Source organism: Butyricicoccus sp. OF27-2pH9A (genome assembly GCF_027693185.1).
In the GTDB taxonomy this organism is placed as follows: domain Bacteria; phylum Bacillota; class Clostridia; order Oscillospirales; family Butyricicoccaceae; genus Agathobaculum; species Agathobaculum butyriciproducens.
The window spans coordinates 1-17,205 of sequence record NZ_JAQEXK010000023.1 but is presented as its reverse complement, the minus strand read 5'-3'; the positions used below and the strand labels follow the sequence as shown (position 1 = coordinate 17,205).

Below are 17,205 nucleotides of genomic sequence, written 5' to 3'. Positions count from 1 at the left end.
TTTCCCCCTTGACTTTCCTTTGCAGGTTTTATTTGGCAACAATAATTCCGAAGTAATTACCAAGCTATCCAAACGCTATTTCAAAAAGAATAAGGTACGCAATCTGGCTGCACTGCTGGCAATTATCCTGACTGCTTTCCTATTTACCTCTATCACTTCCCTGGCGTTCAATATGGCGTCCTCCATCCAGCTCTCTCTGCAAATGCAGAAAGGCAGCAAGGCGGATGGCACTTTAGGATATATGACGGAGGAACAGTACGAGCAGCTTGTAAACAGCGATTTTGTGGAGCAGGCAGGTCACCGGCGCATCATTGGCTATGCAAGCAATACTTCCAGCCATTCCATTGAGATTAATTATGCGGACAGTGTGCAGCAGGAGCTGACCTTCTGTGTGCCTACTCACGGAGCTGCACCGGAGAAAGCGAATGAGATCGCCACCACGGATTTGGCGCTGAAGGCGCTGGGTGTAGAACCAAAGATTGGCGCAGCGGTTCCGCTGGAATTTGAACTGCGGGGGAAAACTTATCATTATGATATGGTGCTTTCCGGCTGGTGGGAAGCAAGCAATGACTCTGTGAGCGTTGCGACTGTTTCAGAGCAGTTTATAAAGGAAAACCCCGATGTGGTCCAGAACACTTATGCGGTAGACCATGAAATGTCCGGCGTTACTTTTTCCGATGTCGTGCTGAAGAATAAAGAAAATGTTCAGCAGCAGTTGAATGAGTTCGTTTACTCCATTGGCGGCAATCCAGAGGATATGGGCGCAGACAATTTCATTCTCGCCTCTGAAAATCAAATGTCCCAGGGATTGACTTCATCAGAGTCCATCGTGTTTGCTGTTGTATTTATCCTGATGTTTGTCGTGTGCGGATACCTGCTGATCTACAATATCTTTGATATTTCTGTGATGCAGGATGTTCGTCAATACGGCCTGCTGCGGACGATTGGCACTTCCACACGGCAGATCAAGGGCATTGTGAACCGTCAGGCGGTCTGGCTCACGCTGATCGGACTGCCTATTGGTCTGATCGCCGGTTTCTTTGCCGGTTGGGTGCTGCTTCCTATCGTGACAGAGATCATTAACCTTGAATACTCTATGGTGGGTACATCCGTATCGACCTCGCCGCTAATTTTTGTTATCGCCGCTCTCTTTACAATCCTGACCGTGTTTATCAGCACCAGGAAGCCTGCAAAAAAGGCGGCAAAGATTTCTCCTCTGGAGGCGATTCGCTACACCGAGCAGAACGCCTATAAAAAGAGAAGTGCCAAGCGAACCAATGGGGTAAAGCTGTCCCGTATGGCCTTTTCCAACCTGGGCCGCAATCGTCGGCGTTCAGCGTTCATCATTATTTCCCTGCTTCTGTGCATCGTCCTGTTTAACTCTATCATCATTGTGACGCAAAGCCTTGATGAAGAAAAGTGGGTAAACCGTGTCACCAGAACAGATTTTAATGTCTATAACTCAGCCGCATTTAATGTAATGGAAAGCGTTCAGCACCATAAAGATACGCTCTCACAACAGGCGGTGGATCTGATTGCCGGACAGCCCGGAGTTGAGGATGGACGCTATCTCTACCGAAATACAAAAGACGATAGAAATGTATTGGTTGACTATGGGTTTGAAGATTTAAGCGGCATAGAGCTGTTTCATGAGGAAGAAGGCGTCGTAAATCAAAGCTATCAGGGATATAGCCTGTACACAAGTTCTGATACCGAAAGGCGCTATTTTGGCAATGTGATGGGGGCCTCCGAAAATTTCTGGGCTGATATGCGTATTTTTGAAGGCGAAAAAGATGCCGAAACCTTAACGCAGAAAATGGCTACCGGAGAATATGTCATTATTGGCTGCCCCATGGACAAACTGACAGAGGAACCAAGGAACACTCCGCTGACCGATCAGTTACAGGTTGGAGAGAGCATTTCCTTCTACAAGGATGGGGAACTGGTCAAAACCAGCACTATCCTTGCAAAAGCGATCCTCGTGGGAACGGAAACCGAAACGCCGACAGGCACCACCGCCCAGGCGCACATCGCCGCTGATGCTCCTTTTGTGTATCTGCCGGACACTGTATTTAAGGAAATCTATGACGCTCCCACGCTGCTGACCTATGGATTCAATGTGGATGAAGCCTTGCAGCCGCAGATGGAAGAATTTTTGAGCAGCTATGTGAGTGAAAATACTTCGGTTGCCTATACTTCCACCAAGCTGTTGAAAGAGCAGCTTGATTCGGTCCGCAGCATGATCCTGGTTATCGGCGGTCTGATTGGTTGCATCATGGCCTTTGCAGGACTGATTAACTTTGCCAACATGATTATTACCAACATCATCACCCGCCGCCATGAGTTTGCTACCATGCAGAGCATCGGTATGACCGGCAAGCAGCTTCGCCGCTTGACGGTCTATGAGGGCATCTACTATGCCGTAGGTGCGGACATTATCGGCGGAGCAGTCGCAGCGATCCTGGCAGTCACAGTGCTAAAGAGCGCATTGAATGGCCCTTCCATGTGGTTCTTTACTCTGAATATTACATTGGTTCCGGTTCTGGTCATTGGTGTGCTTTATCTGCTGCTGGCTGCGGTTATTCCGCTGATCGTTCTCCACTTCTTTAACAAGGGAACTGTGGTGGAGCGGCTGAGGACTTCGGAGTAACGACAGAGATTGCTACAATAGATAATCATAAACCTATTGAAAGCCGGGAGGAGGCATTTCCTCTCGGCTTTCCTCAAAAAATTTGAAATCTCACAGATTGGTGAGATTTCAGCTTGTTATTTTGTCGAAATGGAGTATGTCCGTGACATTTCTGTGAGGATTGCCTGTTAAGATAAAAGAAAAGTGAAAAAGTTGCCGCACGATGGCAAAAGAAAAAAAGCCATCGTACAGCGACTATATTGTTATGCACTTTGCAACGGTGGCTTTGAAAAAATCAGAGCCGCCGTTTCCTTTCGTCTATCTAAAATGAACGACGACCCTACACCCTGTAATCTGGTACGGCGGCACATAGGAGGATGCCGCCGTGTCAATTTTTGTCATTCACAATAGCCATGAGTTACACCAGCTAAAAAAAGTCTTGCCCCTCCTCCGGGGGAGTATGACTATCTATCAGTATTATCGTTCCATCTAAATCAGCAGAATAGTAGGTATTTTTGTTGCGCCGATTTCCCGTTATGGGAAGTTGGCGTTTTTTGTTGCCATTTTTTCGGAGATGACCCGGTTGTCTGCCGGTGTCGGTCTCCGCCTTCATTCGATTCACCCGTCAATCACCCGTGAATCGAAATGGAGGTACATAATGAAGAAAATTAACCTTCGGGAACTTTATCCTGATGTTTATACAACAGACTTTTTTGTAGATGTGACAGAGAAAGTAATGGAGACTATTCGAGCAGCTGAACGTGCGGAGGCTGCGTATGAGCGAAAGATGTATCGTTATAAAGCACAGTATTCTCTGGATTGCGAGAATGGCATTGAAAATGCGGTGCTATTGAAGCCGCAAACACCGGAGATGCTTCTGGAGGAAAAACAGTTTCAGGAGCAGGTCTATGCCGCTGTGATGAAGCTGCCAGAGAAACAGGCAAAGCGAATTTATGCCCGATACTATCTGGGAATGGCGGTAAATGAAATTGCCGAAGTAGAAGGTGTAGACCCAAGCCGTGTCCGAGACAGTATCCGCCGTGGATTAAAGCAGCTTGTAAAATATTTTTGATAAAATTTCATTTGATGCGCCTGTTTTTTGCCTTTTTTGTCAGTGTTAATAAGAAGGACAAGTTTTCCTCCTTCATCAGTACATTGACAATCGAATAGACAGCACAACAGGTACATAACCCATGTACGAGCGAATGTGAAACGCCGCGAAGATGGAGCCGTCAGGGAGGTGATGAAAGAACTGCTTCGGAGCGATCTACGATTTCATAAAACGGATTGTGGCAGATTCGGCGCGATGACTGCATGGGGGCTTAAAGATACTTCCTCACGGCCCGCCAAAGACTTGGGGGGAACCCTGCGGCACACGATACGAACGGTGCTGCGGAGTTATGACAGCCGCGCCAACGGAGACCTGTTGTGTTCCCATCGTCAGGGGGCGTGGCAAATGTGATGAAAGCTGAGTTATATAAATAGGAAGCGTTTGCAGCTTCCTGTTCAAAATCAGATACCATGCGCTGGCAGTTTCGGCTGCCAGCGTATTCATGTGGCTTTGAACAAACACGATGACAAACTTGACAGATTGGAGGAAATATGCTTTATGGAAAAACTTATTACACGAAAAGAAGCAGCAGAAATTTTAGGTATCAGCATTGCAACCCTGGACGCGGCCCGTAACAATGGTCTTATTTCTTATGTGCAATATGTGCAGAATGGCTGTGTGTACTTTACCTCAGCGGGCCTTCAGGAGTATATCGCAAAATGCACCCACAGAGCAAAGCCAGCAGAAAAGAACGCAACTTATCGTAAACCTCGCAGAGCTGGAGTGTGAGCCGGTCCGTATCCTTGCCGGAATCGGAATGGTTTGATAAAACATAGATACAGCGCTGGAGTATATTCTTAGGAGGTGGCGGAATTGGCAAAAAGAAAAAGAGCAATTCCACAATACGGTACAGTTACGCTTAACGGCATAGATTATTATAGAACGCGGGTTCAGAACGCAGATGGAAAACTGGTGGCCCTTTATGCGAGAACACCGGAAGAATTATATGATAAAGAGTTGGGTGCATTAGAGCAGATCGACAACGATACATTCTGCCGGAAATCCCCGACGGTTGCAGACTACTGTGAAAAATGGCTTTTGATGCAGTCGGTTCATGTGAGGGCAACCACGCTGATAGATTATACATCAAAGGTCAGACGGCACATTATAAAAGAACTGGGGCAGATGCGGATGGCAGATGTGACACTGGATGACATTCAGCTTGCACTTGTTCCTGTTTCTGAGAAGTCCGCTTCGGTATATAAGTCAGTGGTTATCCTGTATAAATCTATTTTCCGGGCAGCAAAGGAAAGTAAGATTATTGATAACAACCCAACGATTTACCTTACGGCCAAAGGCGGAGGCATTCCGCAAAAGGACAAAGCTGTATTGACAGATGAACAGGCCGCCAGACTGCTGGATGCCATTCAGGGACTTCCGCCGTATGTATTTGTCATGTTAGGGCTGTATGCAGGATTGCGGCGAGAAGAAATTCTTGCCCTAAAATGGGATTCTGTATATCTGGATGTGGATTGCCCTTATTTAACGGTGCGCAGGGCATGGCACACGGAAAATAACAGACCGGTGATTCTGGATGAGCTGAAAACGAAAGCCGCGCATCGAAATATTCCGTTGCCGGTTTGCCTTGCAGAGTGTCTGAAAGAGGCAAAGGCTAATTCACAGTCAGAATATGTAGTGTCGAACAGAGATGGTGATCCGTTATCCTATACGCAGTTCAAGCGGCTCTGGCAGTATATTGTGACCCGAACTGTCAAGGAGCGTTTCTATTATCGCTACGAGGATGGAAAGCGTGTAAAGCACACGGTTACGCCGGTCCTCGGTGAAAAGGCAGCACATAACGGAAAAGTGATTTACAGCTTAGATTTTGAAGTGACGCCGCACCAGCTGCGGCATACATACATTACGAATCTGATTCATTCGTCCGTAGACCCGAAAACGGTTCAATACCTGGCGGGACATGAGAGCAGTAAAATTACGATGGATATTTACGCAAAGGTTAAATACAACAGACCGGATGAGCTGGTAAGAACAATGGGTGGTGCATTTGCCCAGTGGGATGCAGCACAGGCATAACAATTATAAAGAGTAGGAAACAAAGCTGGAGCGAGGCAAGGATGTCTCGCTCTTTGTTTTACATAATCCGTATCTTTGATTAAGTGGGTGCTTTCTGATAAAAAGAAGGTGTGAATTTAAGAACACTCATTATCAGGAAAGGAAGATTTGTATGGCTAAGAAAAAACAAAGCGTTCCAGAGTACGGAACGGTTACAAGAAAAGGAACACTGTATTACAGAACCAGAATTACAGATGCCGATGGAAAGCAGGTCAGCTTATATGCGACCACCTGTGAAGAATTATATGAAAAGCAGTTGGAGGCCCGGAGACAGGTGGATGAGATCATCTTTCACCGAAAGCATCCAACGGTTGCCGAGTATTGTGAGAAATGGCTGCTGATGCAGTCAGCAAAGGTGTCTACGGCTACTATAAAAGGATACAGACAGAATATGAAGAATTATGTCATTAGCTCTCTGGGAGATATGTATATGGAGGAAGTGACTGCGGATGATATTCGTCTGACGCTTGTTCCGCTGTCTCAAAAATCGAAAGGACTGTATGATACGGTAAATATGCTGATTAAGTGTGTGTTTTATTCGGCAGAGCGCAGTCAGCTGATAACCGATAATCCATGTGTGGGAATTTCAGCAAAGGGCGGAAAAGCATCGAAAAAGAAAGATGCCTTAACAGATCAACAGGTTGCGGTTCTGTTGGATACGGTAAAAGAGCTTCCGCCATATCTTTTTATTATGATTGGTTTGTATTCCGGCTTGCGTCGGGAAGAAATTCTTGCATTGCAATGGGATTGTGTATTCCTGGATGAATCCACACCATACATTTCCGTGAGACGTGCATGGCGCGCGGAGCATAACAGGCCGGTGATTTCTACCGTTCTAAAGACAAAAGCAGCTAAAAGGGACATTCCCATTCCGAAGTGCCTGGTGGACTGCCTGCGGGAAGCAAAAGCCAATTCCATATCGGAGTATGTGATTGCGGACAGTGAGGGACAGCCGCTTTCCTATTCTCAGTTTACGAGAGTTTGGCAGTATGTAGTTGTTCGTTCTGCGAAAGAGAGAACTTACTATAAATATGTGAATGGACAGAGCATCAAATATACCGTCAAGCCGACATTAGGAACAACGCAGAGGAACAATCCCAAGATTCGCTATACCCTGAATTTCGATGTAACACCGCACTTGTTGCGGCATACCTACATCACGAATCTGCTCTATGCGGGCGTTGACCCTAAGACAGTTCAGTACCTGGCAGGGCATGAGAATAGTAAGACAACTATGGACATTTACGCGAGGGTCAAGTATAATAAACCAGAGGAACTTTTCGAGGTAGTGAATGATGCTTTGAACCAGGAGAATTTCGATGAAAAATCACTGATTTCCATGGTTAAGGAATAGGACAACCGACAACAGAAAATGCGAAAAAGCCCGTAATATCAAGGAAAAACGCACCATAGAGATGTTTAATACGGCCTGAAGGCTGCACGTCGCGCACCGCAGTTCTCCAAGCGCTAATCTACAGCTTAATAATGCTAAAAAAGCCCGGAAATACACCATTTTCCGGGCTTTTTCTATACCCAAAATTCTATCTGGACTGTTCGGCTTGGATGGAGTTTGAACGGAAATTTATGGGTTTATAATGGTCAAATTACTGGTGGACAAGCCCATTTTGACCTCTTATGGGTTAAATTACTGGTGGACAATAGGAGTAAATGAAGTCCAATTTTGCCGTCAACGTACGAACACATACTTGACTGATTTACATAGAGCCTTGGCTCATTCTTTGAAAACGAGAATGGGTTGAGGCTCTATTTTTTCGCTCGAAATCCGGCGAGACAAATTTGAGCAGGAGGTAACAGGTATGACGGATTTCAATCAGAAGACCCATGACACAGATGTGGGCAGTCATGGCGGACAGTCGAGGCAGATGATGGAGGTGTTCGAGAATCAGGAATTTGGTTCGATTCGCGTGTTGCTGGATGCGGCGCAGCCCAAGGCAGACTACTTCGACACCTTTGTAAATTCGGAGGACTGCACCTGCATCCGGAATTTCTGTCAGGAAATCGGTATCCCGGAGAAGACGGCAGTGGCTCTCTTATTGGATCCCGCTATCTGTACCGCAGTCCAAGCGACTGGCTGATGCCTTTTGCAGACAAATCTGCAAGGGGCTATTTTATTGTCCGGGATTGCTACGGCAGAAGCGGAAAACTGGTACAGCAGACGAGAGTGACCTGCAAGGGAAAGAATCATCTCTTCAAGTTGTTTAAGAAATGGGGTGTGATCGAATGACGCTTTTTATAGAGGGACGACTTCAGGCATTTGAACGCATGATGCAGGATACCGGCAAATACCATCGCCGGGAGGAAAACGAAGATCGTCCGCGCAAATGTCCGAAGAAAAAAAGTAGTGCCTGTGAAAAAGGATGGTGAGCACCATGCCGGTATTCAGGGTTGAGAAGAACAGCAATTACACAACGATGTGCAATTACCACCTGCGGGATCAGGGTCTCAGCCTGAAAGGAAAAGGACTTCTCACGATGCTGCTCAGTTTGCCGGACACATGGAACTATTCGGTACGGGGATTATCTTCGATTACGCCGGACGGCGTAGATGGAGTGCTTACGGCTCTGAAAGAGCTGGAGCGTCTTGGGTATCTGGAAAGGAACTAGCAGCGTGAGAGCAACGGTCGGATGGGCAGAGCAGAATATGTGATTTATGAGATGCCAAGGAAAAAGCCGTGTTCGGAATCACCGTGTACGGAAAAGCCGTATACGGTAAATCCGGATACGGACACACCGGTTACGGAAAATCCCGCGCAATTAAGTACTAATAGAACAAGTACTGAAACAATCAATAAAAGAGAGAAGAAGGAAATCCAGCACCGGTATAGATCGTATGAAAATGTCCTTCTCTCTGACACAGAATACGGCAAGCTCTGGCAGGAATTCCTAGGAGATTATCTGATGCGGGTGGAACGGCTCTCTGAGTATATGGCCTCCACCGGCAAAAGCTACAAAAATCACCTTGCCACAATCCGGAGCTGGGCAAAGAGAGAAAAGCCGAAGTATAACCCGGCAGACTACACATTTGAGGAAGGAGACAGTCTATGAGCGACATGGTGCCTGAAGTTTTGAATGCGGCGTTGGATTCGCTCTTTACGCCGAAAGAACCCGGAGAGCAGGAATACAAGGGCGAAGATGGTCTGCTGTATTGTCGGAGCTGCCACACGCCGGTGCAGTGCAGGGTAAAGCTCTGGGGCAGAGACAAGATTGTTCCCTGCCTTTGCAGATGCCAGCAGGAAGCGATGGCAGAGAAGAAACGCCAGGATGAGCTAGTGGAGCGGCAGCGTAAAATCAGGCAGTTGAAAGCAACGGGTATTCAGGAAAAACATCTTCTGGAATGGAATTTTGCCGTTGCAGAAGATAATAAGGATATCCAGATGGCAAATCTACACGCTGAAAGCCTTAGAAAACCAGCACAGGGATGCAACACCGGAGGAACAGGAAACGCTAGCTAATTATGTAGGCTGGGGCGGACTGGCAGATGCCTTTGACGCAGAGAAAACTGCCTGGGCTGGCGAATATAAGGAACTGAAAGCAGCTCTCACGGAAGAAGAATATGCCGCGGCCAGAGCTTCTACTCTGAATGCGCATTACACCAGTCCTACCGTGATCCGCGCAATCTATGAAGCATTGGACGGTATAGGATTTGAGAAAGGCAACCTTCTGGAACCGTCGATGGGTGTCGGCAACTTCTTTGGTATGCTGCCGGATTCCATGCTGGGAAGCAGACTGTATGGTGTGGAACTGGATTCCATCACCGGACGCATTGCACAGAAGCTGTATCCGCAGGCAGAAATCAAGGTGGCAGGCTTTGAAACCACCGACCGGCGTGATTTCTATGATCTGGCCGTGGGCAATGTGCCCTTTGGCAATTACCGTGTCAGCGATAAGCCCTATGATAAACTCGGTTTTTCTATCCACAACTATTTCTTTGCCAAGGCGTTGGATCAGGTTCGTCCCGGTGGCATCGTGGCCTTTGTTACCAGCCGCTATACGATGGATTCCAAGAATCCGGACGCGCGAAAGTATCTGGCACAGCGGGCAGAACTGCTGGGAGCCATTCGACTTCCCAACAACGCATTCCGTGCCAATGCCGGTACAGATGTAGTGTCGGATATTATTTTTCTGCAAAAGAGAGACCATCCCATTGATATCGAACCGGACTGGGTGCATCTGGGACTGACATCGGAGGGCATAACCCTCAACAGCTACTTTGTTGACCACCCGAAAATGGTGCTGGGTGAGATTACAACGGAAAGTACCAAGTACGGCAAGGAAGAATGTACGGTCATTCCGATTCCGGATGCAGATCTGGGAGACCAGTTGCATGAGGCTGTGCAGCACATCAGAGGTCATTATGAAGCGCAGGAGCTGGCACCGGAGGAAGAGCTGTCCTTGCAGGGCGAAACCATTCCGGCAGACCCCAATGCGAAAAACTTCTCCTATGCTGTGGTGGATGGGGATGTCTACTTCCGTGAGAATAGCATCATGCGAAAGGCTGACCTTTCTGCGACAGCCACCGGCAGGATCAAGGGTATGGTGGAGCTTCGTACCATTGTGCAGGAACTGATCGACTACCAGCTGAACGACTATCCGGAGGATGCGATTGCTCAGAAACAGCGGGAACTAAATGTGGCCTATGACCGATTCGCCGATCAGTATGGGCTTATCAACTCGCGTGCAAATGCGCAGGCTTTTTCGGAAGATTCATCGTATTATCTGCTCTGCTCTCTGGAAAACGTAGATGAAAACGGCAGGCTGGAATCCAGGGCAGATATGTTCACCAAACGCACGATTCGACCGGAACGGGCTGTTACCAGCGTAGATACTCCGGCTGAAGCTCTGGCAATCTCTATCGGAGAGCGCGGCAGAGTGGATTTGCCCTATATGTCGGAACTTTTAGGTACACCGGGGGAATATGAAAAAATCCGGCAGGAACTGCATGGTGTCATTTTCAAAGACCCGATGTCGCAGGACAGCGAGGAAAACGGCTGGGTGACGGCTGATGAATATCTGTCCGGCAATGTCCGGGAAAAGCTCCGCGTGGCAGAACTGGCTGCGGCTTCTGACCCTGCCTTTGCAGTGAACACGGAATATTTGAAGAAGGCACAGCCGAAAGACCTGGATGCGTCGGAGATTGATGTGCGCCTTGGTGCCACCTGGGTCAATCAGGATTATATCCAGCAGTTCATGGAAGAAACATTTGAACCGCCGTTTTATCTGCGCCGGAACATCGAGGTGAAATTCTCTCCCATGACGGCAGAGTGGCAGATCACCGGTAAGAGTACACCGAGCCGGAATGATGTCCATGCCTATATGACTTACGGCACCAGCCGTGCCAATGCCTATCGGATTCTGGAGGATACGCTGAATCTGCGGGATATCCGTATCTATGATACCGTGGAGGACGCGGACGGCAAACAGAAGCGGGTTCTGAACAAAAAGGAGACCACTCTCGCCCAGCAGAAACAGCAGGCCATTAAGGATGCGTTCCAGAACTGGGTGTGGAAAGACCCGTATCGCCGTGCGGAACTTGTGGAAAAGTATAACGAACTGTTCAACAGCACTCGTCCCCGTGAGTACGATGGTTCCCATATCCGCTTTGGCGGCATGAATCCGGAAATCCGGTTACGGGAACACCAGCAGAATGCCATCGCTCATGTGCTGTACGGCGGCAATACGCTGCTGGCCCACGAAGTGGGTGCCGGCAAGACCTTCGAGATGGCAGCTTCCGCTATGGAGGCAAAACGGCTGGGACTGTGCCAGAAATCCATGTTTGTCGTTCCGAATCATCTGACCCTTCAGTGGGCAAACGAGTTCCTGCGCCTGTATCCGAGTGCGAAACTGCTGGTGGCAAGCAAAAAGGACTTTGAAACCGCCCGCAGAAAGAAGTTCTGCGCACGAATTGCCACTGGTGATTACGATGCAGTTATCATCGGGCATTCCCAGTTTGAGAAAATCCCGGTGTCCGCAGAACGGCAGGAGCGGATTTTGACTGCCCAAATTGATGAAATCGAAAACGCCATTGCTGAGATGAAGTCCCAGAATGGCGAGCGTTTCTCCATCAAACAGATGGAAAAGACCCGGAAGGGATTGGAAGCGAGATTGGAGAAACTCCGGGCAACCGACCGAAAAGACGATGTGATTACCTTTGAGTAGCTGGGCGTAGACCGGCTGTTCGTGGACGAGGCGCACGCGTTCAAGAACCTGTTCCTCTACACAAAAATGCGCAATGTCGCAGGCTTGTCCACATCGGAAGCGCAGAAATCTTCGGATATGTTTATGAAGTGCCAGTATATGGATGAGTTGACAGGCGGGCGCGGCATCATCTTTGCGACCGGCACGCCGGTCAGCAACAGTATGACGGAGCTGTACACAATGATGCGGTATCTCCAGTACGGCACGTTGCAGCAGAAAGGGCTGACCCATTTCGACAGCTGGGCTTCTACCTTTGGTGAGACCACAACGGCTATCGAGCTGGCACCGGAAGGAACTGGATACCGGGCAAGAACGAGATTTGCAAAGTTCTTCAACCTGCCGGAGCTGATGAATATGTTCAAGGAAGTGGCGGATATCAAGACCTCTGATCAGCTGCATCTGCCGGTGCCGGAGGCAAAGTTTGAAACCGTGGTAGTGCAACCTTCGGAGCATCAGCAGGCGATGGTGGCGGAGCTTTCGGAACGGGCGGCGGCTGTGCATTCCGGTGTGGTAGACCCGTCGGTCGATAACATGCTGAAAATCACATCGGATGGCAGAAAGCTGGGGCTGGATCAGCGGCTGATGAATCCGCTTCTGCCGGATGACCCTAACAGTAAGCTCAATGCCTGTGTGCGAAATGTGCTACGGATTTATGAGGATGGACAGTCGGATAAGCTGACCCAGCTGCTGTTTTGTGACCTCAGCACACCGAAAAACGATGGAACCTTCAACGTGTATGAGGATATCCGCGCCAAACTCATTCAGTCCGGTGTACCGGAGGAAGAAATCGCATTTATCCATGATGCGGATACCGAGGCAAAAAAGAAGGATTTGTTTGCCAAAGTCCGTACCGGGTATGTGCGGGTGTTGTTAGGCTCGACACAGAAGATGGGCGCAGGCACGAACGTGCAGGATCGGCTGGTGGCCGTGCATCATCTGGATGTGGGTTGGCGGCCTGCGGACATGACTCAGCGAAATGGTCGTATCATCCGTCTGGGCAACCGCAACAAAGAAGTGCAGGTTTATCAGTATGTGACGGAAGGAACATTTGATGCCTACCTCTATCAGACACTGGAGAATAAGCAGAAGTTTATCAGTCAGATCATGACCAGCAAATCTCCGGTGCGTTCCTGTGATGATGTGGATGAGCAGGCACTTTCCTATGCGGAAATCAAGGCACTTTGCGCAGGAGACCCGCAGATCAAGGAAAAAATGGACTTGGATGTAGATGTTGCAAGGCTGAAGGTGTTGAAAGCAGACCATCAGAGCCAGCAGTACCGATTGGAGGATAAGCTGATGAAATATTTCCCTGCGGAGATTGAGAAAACGCAGGGGTTCATCAAGGGCTTTCAGTCGGATATCCGAGCGGTGGCGGCACATCCGCTGCCAGAAGAAGGGTTCTGTGGCATGGAAGTGAATGGCACACGCTTTACTGAAAAAGCCGAGGCCGGTGAAGCAATCCTCGCAGCCTGTAAAGCCAATCAGAGTTTGGAGCCGGTGCCGCTTGGCAGCTATTGTGGTTTCAAGATGGAGCTGACATTTGACAGTTTCCAGAAAGAGTATCAGGTGCTGCTGAAAGGCGAGATGAGTCACCGGGTGCCCATCGGCACCAGTGCTAAGGGCAATATCCTGCGTTTGGACAATGCCCTTGCCGGGATTCCTGCAAGGTTGGAAAAGGCAGAACAGCAGTTGGACAGTCTTAGGAGTCAGCAGGAAGCGGCGCAGGCTGAACTTGCCCCCCCAGGAGGCAGAACTGGCAGAAAAGAGCGCAAGACTGGCAGAACTGGATGCATTGCTGAATATGGATGACCGTGGAAATGCTGATCCTGACCGTGAAAGAACAACGGAAAAGCCGTCTGTCCTGACGGAGCTGCGTGACCGTGCCGGTCGCATTCCGCCGATGACACATCGGGATGATGAGGAGGTGGCACTATGAGCGTTCGGGAACACTGGATCAATGTCCGGGTAAACCCGGAAGAGCTGGCGAGGATTCGGGGAAAGCAAAAGGAATTGGGTATTCGGAATACCGGTGCCTATATGAGAAAAATGGCGATGGACGGATACTGCGTAAATCTTGATTTGTCGGATGTGGTGCAGGTATCCACCCTTCTTCGCCGATGCAGCAACAACCTGAACCAGTACGCAAAACGCGCCAATGAATCCGGAAGCATCTATGCGGAGGATATTCGGGATTTGCAGAAGCGGCTGAATGAACTCTGGGAGATGCAAAAGCTGATCCTGAAGAGGCTTTCGGCTATTCGCTGACGGCGCAAATGTGCGGGATTTCTACAGCACATGGCACAGATGAAACGGTCTGTGCCGTTACATATTTTTTTGCAGCTCTTCCTGTTGACATCGTGGTGTTTGGCAAGCGGGTACGGTAAAATAAAGATGAAAAGAAAAACAAAGGGGTGAAATCCATGAAGATCGTATGTTTTTTGTTGAATCTGATGCTGAAAATCCTGTTGCTGCCAGTTGCGTTTCTGCTGCGATTTCTGTGCTTTATCTGGAATCTGCTGATGCAGCTATCCCTGTGGGTGCTTTCGCCGGTCATGCTGTTCGTTCTTGGCTGCGGCATCTATTCGGTGGTACGGGCGAGTTGGACAGATGTGTTCCTGCTGACCCTGATTGAGATGGGACTTTTCGCAGCTGCGGTTGGTGCGGGCGGCATCATGGAACTGATGGAACGGCTGTGTGAGCGTGTAGAGGATGTTTTGACAATTTGAAGTTGAGTGGAGGAATATGAAAATGGCAGCTACAAGACTGATTGCGTTGCATATCAATAAAGGAAAGGCGGTGGCGCAATGTCTGGCTGACCGTACTGATTATTCTGAGAATGCAGCCAAGACGGAAGATGGAAAATATATTAGCGCGTATGCCTGTGATGCAAAGACCTGTGATGAATTCCTGCTTTCCAAACGGCAGTATAAGCATATCACGGGGAGAACGCAGACACATGATGTGATCGCATATCAGATCCGGCAATCTTTTAAGCCGGGGGAAATCACGCCGGAGGAGGCGAACAAGGTTGGGTATGAGACGGCCATGCGGTCACCAAGGGAAAACATGCCCTTATTGTGGCAACTCATGTTGATCGCGCGCACATTCATAACCATATTATTTTTAATTCGACTACATTGGACTGCACCAGAAAATTCCGCGATTTTCACTTATCCGGTCTTGCGCTGGCAAGGCTCAGTGATATTGTCTGTCTGGAACACCGGTTGTCGGTCATTATACGGAAGCCCTATGGAGAGCGGCAGAAGAGAACGGAATACCCGGAGAAAAATCGCAGCGGGATGAAATCTGCGAGGCCATTGATGCAGCATTGGCAAGAAACCCTAAAGACTTCCGGGAACTGATTGGAATTTTGCGGGAAGCAGGATGCGAGTATAAAGACGGAAAACAGCCTGCCCTGCGGGGAAAAGGCCATGCCAGATTTGCTCGTTTCCGCTCTCTTGGCAAAGGATATTCGATTGAAGAACTCAACGAAGTGATTACCGGGAATGCGGTTCACAAAAGCAAATTTGTAGAGAAAACCCGCACAAGCGCACAGTCTGCACAGGTGCATCAGAAGGCGGAGCTGTCGTTCCTTATTGATGTCCGTGCCAAAATGCAGGCGGGCAAAGGCGCAGGATATGCGCGCTGGGCGAAAGTCTTCAATCTGAAGCAGATGGCGAAGACTATGATGTTCATGGAAGAGCATGGAATCAAGAGCTATGCAGAGCTGAAAGAAAAGGCAGATGGAATTTCTGAAAAATGCGATGCGCTGCTGGAATCTGTAAAGTCAGATGAGGCACGGATGTCGGAAGTGTCGGTGCTGCGGAAGCATCTAATCAATTATGCCAAGGCAAAAGATGTTTTTGCTGCGTATAAGGCATTCGGCTACAATCGAGAGTTCTATGAAGCCCATCGGGATACGCTGGCCTTGCGCAACGCAGCGAAAAAGGCATTTGATGCCTATAAGAAAGAGAACGGCTCTGAAAAAAAGCTCCCGCGCATTAGCGAGCTGAACGCAGAGTATGCAATGCTTCTGGAACGAAAGAAAAGCTCCTATACAGAGTACCAAAAGACCAAATCGGAAATGCAGGATTGGCTTGTGGCGCAGAAGATTGTGCAGGAAATCCTGAAAGAGGACGAACAGAAGAAAGAACAGCTGCATGAGCAGGAAGTGCGGCAGGAAGAAGAAAATAAAGAGAATAGTAGATGATAGAATGTCCGGTGCAGCGCGGAAAAATACCACGGGAAGAAATACTTCCATCGGCGCAGATGCTTCTACTGCATTTCATTTATGGCGGCGCACAGGAACTATCTACAAGTCAAGCTGCGAAGGACTTGGAACTGACACCTACTTCTATATCAAGGGCATCGAGACAGCTTGAAGAAATGGGATTGTTGCATATCAGGAAAGTCGGTGTGCAGAGGATCATGCAATCTGAGGATTCTCCGAAAACTCTGTTCCAAAAAGCAGGAGATAAGTTACTGAACCCAATAAAACGAACAGTTTATATTCCGAAAAAATACGTGGGAACAGATTGGCTGGAAAGCGGATATTCGGCATTGGCAGAGTATTCCATGCTGAACGCACCGAATGTCGGATGTTATGCGGCAGAAAGAATCTCTCAATGGAAAGATGTTATGACCAATAGCTTGCAGAATTCGCAGGTGCAAGTGGCCGTAGAGATGTGGAGATACAATCCAAGAAAATTGTCCACACGAAATACTGTAGACGAGCTTTCTTTGGCTCGGTAGAGTATATTTTCCGCTGGGTATTAAAGGCAGCTGCGGACGAGGGATATTTGGACACAGAAGCCATATTTGTAGACGGTACGCACATAAAGGCAAGTGCAAATCTGAACAAGCAGGCCCGCAAAGCTGTACCCAAAGAAGCAAAGCGCTATGCACACGAATTGTTTGATGAGATAGACAAGGACAGAGAAGCGCACGGAAAGAAGCCCTTCGACGAAAACAACAACGGGAATGATTCTGGCAGTGGAGATAACTCCGGTGAATCGGAAATGGTAGAAAAGACTGTTTCTACTACAGATCCGGAATGCGGCGTATTCGGGCGAACACAAGAAAGTCTTTGCTTATGAAGCGCACACCGCTTGTGACAAGCACAACTTTATTTTAGGTGTACATGTTACGCCAGGAAATATTCACGACAGCGTAGCATT

General features: G+C 48.5%; 14 protein-coding genes and 3 pseudogenes. All 17 read left to right on the top strand.

All coding sequences use genetic code 11. The features are described 5' to 3' along the window. Positions 1 to 2,650 (top strand): ABC transporter permease (locus PG722_RS12860; protein ID WP_442867853.1); only part of this gene is annotated, 2,650 nt, incomplete at its 5' end. Between the two features lie 637 nt (positions 2,651 to 3,287). Beyond that, positions 3,288 to 3,701 carry a sigma factor-like helix-turn-helix DNA-binding protein gene (locus PG722_RS12850; RefSeq protein ID WP_118097209.1) on the top strand — a complete coding sequence of 138 codons (414 nt, stop codon included), beginning with the start codon at positions 3,288 to 3,290 and terminating at the stop codon, positions 3,699 to 3,701. A 537-nt stretch (positions 3,702 to 4,238) separates the two neighbouring features. Further along, positions 4,239 to 4,469 carry a helix-turn-helix domain-containing protein gene (locus PG722_RS12845; protein WP_008728422.1) on the top strand — a complete coding sequence of 77 codons (231 nt, stop codon included), beginning with the start codon at positions 4,239 to 4,241 and terminating at the stop codon, positions 4,467 to 4,469. 84 nt (positions 4,470 to 4,553) lie between these two features. Then, a complete protein-coding gene (locus PG722_RS12840; protein WP_031476141.1) occupies positions 4,554 to 5,774 on the top strand; it encodes a tyrosine-type recombinase/integrase in 1,221 nt (406 codons plus the stop codon). 151 nt (positions 5,775 to 5,925) lie between these two features. Further along, positions 5,926 to 7,167, top strand: coding sequence for a tyrosine-type recombinase/integrase (locus PG722_RS12835; protein ID WP_270580763.1), 1,242 nt, complete (start codon positions 5,926 to 5,928; stop codon positions 7,165 to 7,167). Positions 7,168 to 7,630: 463 nt separating this feature from the next. After that, positions 7,631 to 8,058, top strand: a pseudogene (locus PG722_RS12830) (phage antirepressor KilAC domain-containing protein). Then, positions 8,055 to 8,198 (top strand): hypothetical protein, encoded by a 144-nt coding sequence (locus tag PG722_RS12820; RefSeq protein ID WP_270580767.1) that lies wholly within the window; start codon positions 8,055 to 8,057, stop codon positions 8,196 to 8,198. Before PG722_RS12830 ends, PG722_RS12820 begins: the two are co-directional and overlap by 4 nt. 5 nt (positions 8,199 to 8,203) lie before the next feature. Beyond that, positions 8,204 to 8,437 carry a helix-turn-helix domain-containing protein gene (locus PG722_RS14270; protein ID WP_442867852.1) on the top strand — a complete coding sequence of 78 codons (234 nt, stop codon included), beginning with the start codon at positions 8,204 to 8,206 and terminating at the stop codon, positions 8,435 to 8,437. 21 nt (positions 8,438 to 8,458) lie between these two features. Then, a complete protein-coding gene (locus PG722_RS14265) occupies positions 8,459 to 8,878 on the top strand; it encodes a hypothetical protein (RefSeq protein WP_442867851.1) in 420 nt (139 codons plus the stop codon). Continuing rightward, positions 8,875 to 9,285 (top strand): hypothetical protein, encoded by a 411-nt coding sequence (locus PG722_RS12810; RefSeq protein WP_270580760.1) that lies wholly within the window; start codon positions 8,875 to 8,877, stop codon positions 9,283 to 9,285. Before PG722_RS14265 ends, PG722_RS12810 begins: the two co-directional genes overlap by 4 nt. Before the next feature lie 775 nt (positions 9,286 to 10,060). After that, positions 10,061 to 13,964: pseudogene (locus tag PG722_RS12805) on the top strand (SNF2-related protein). Further along, positions 13,961 to 14,293 carry a plasmid mobilization protein gene (locus PG722_RS12800; protein WP_270580759.1) on the top strand — a complete coding sequence of 111 codons (333 nt, stop codon included), beginning with the start codon at positions 13,961 to 13,963 and terminating at the stop codon, positions 14,291 to 14,293. Before PG722_RS12805 ends, PG722_RS12800 begins: the two are co-directional and overlap by 4 nt. 155 nt (positions 14,294 to 14,448) lie before the next feature. Beyond that, on the top strand, positions 14,449 to 14,754 hold the full coding sequence (locus PG722_RS12795) for a hypothetical protein (RefSeq protein WP_270478512.1): 306 nt from the start codon (positions 14,449 to 14,451) through the stop codon (positions 14,752 to 14,754). Between the two features lie 16 nt (positions 14,755 to 14,770). Further along, positions 14,771 to 16,238 (top strand): annotated as a pseudogene (locus PG722_RS12790) (relaxase/mobilization nuclease domain-containing protein). After that, on the top strand, positions 16,235 to 16,780 hold the full coding sequence (locus PG722_RS12785; protein ID WP_270580758.1) for a hypothetical protein: 546 nt from the start codon (positions 16,235 to 16,237) through the stop codon (positions 16,778 to 16,780). Before PG722_RS12790 ends, PG722_RS12785 begins: the two are co-directional and overlap by 4 nt. A 47-nt stretch (positions 16,781 to 16,827) precedes the next feature. Continuing rightward, positions 16,828 to 17,124 carry a hypothetical protein gene (locus PG722_RS12780; RefSeq protein WP_270580757.1) on the top strand — a complete coding sequence of 99 codons (297 nt, stop codon included), beginning with the start codon at positions 16,828 to 16,830 and terminating at the stop codon, positions 17,122 to 17,124. Further along, the coding region (locus PG722_RS14260; protein WP_442867854.1) for a transposase at positions 17,060 to 17,205 on the top strand (146 nt) is incomplete at its 3' end. The genes PG722_RS12780 and PG722_RS14260, both read left to right, overlap by 65 nt.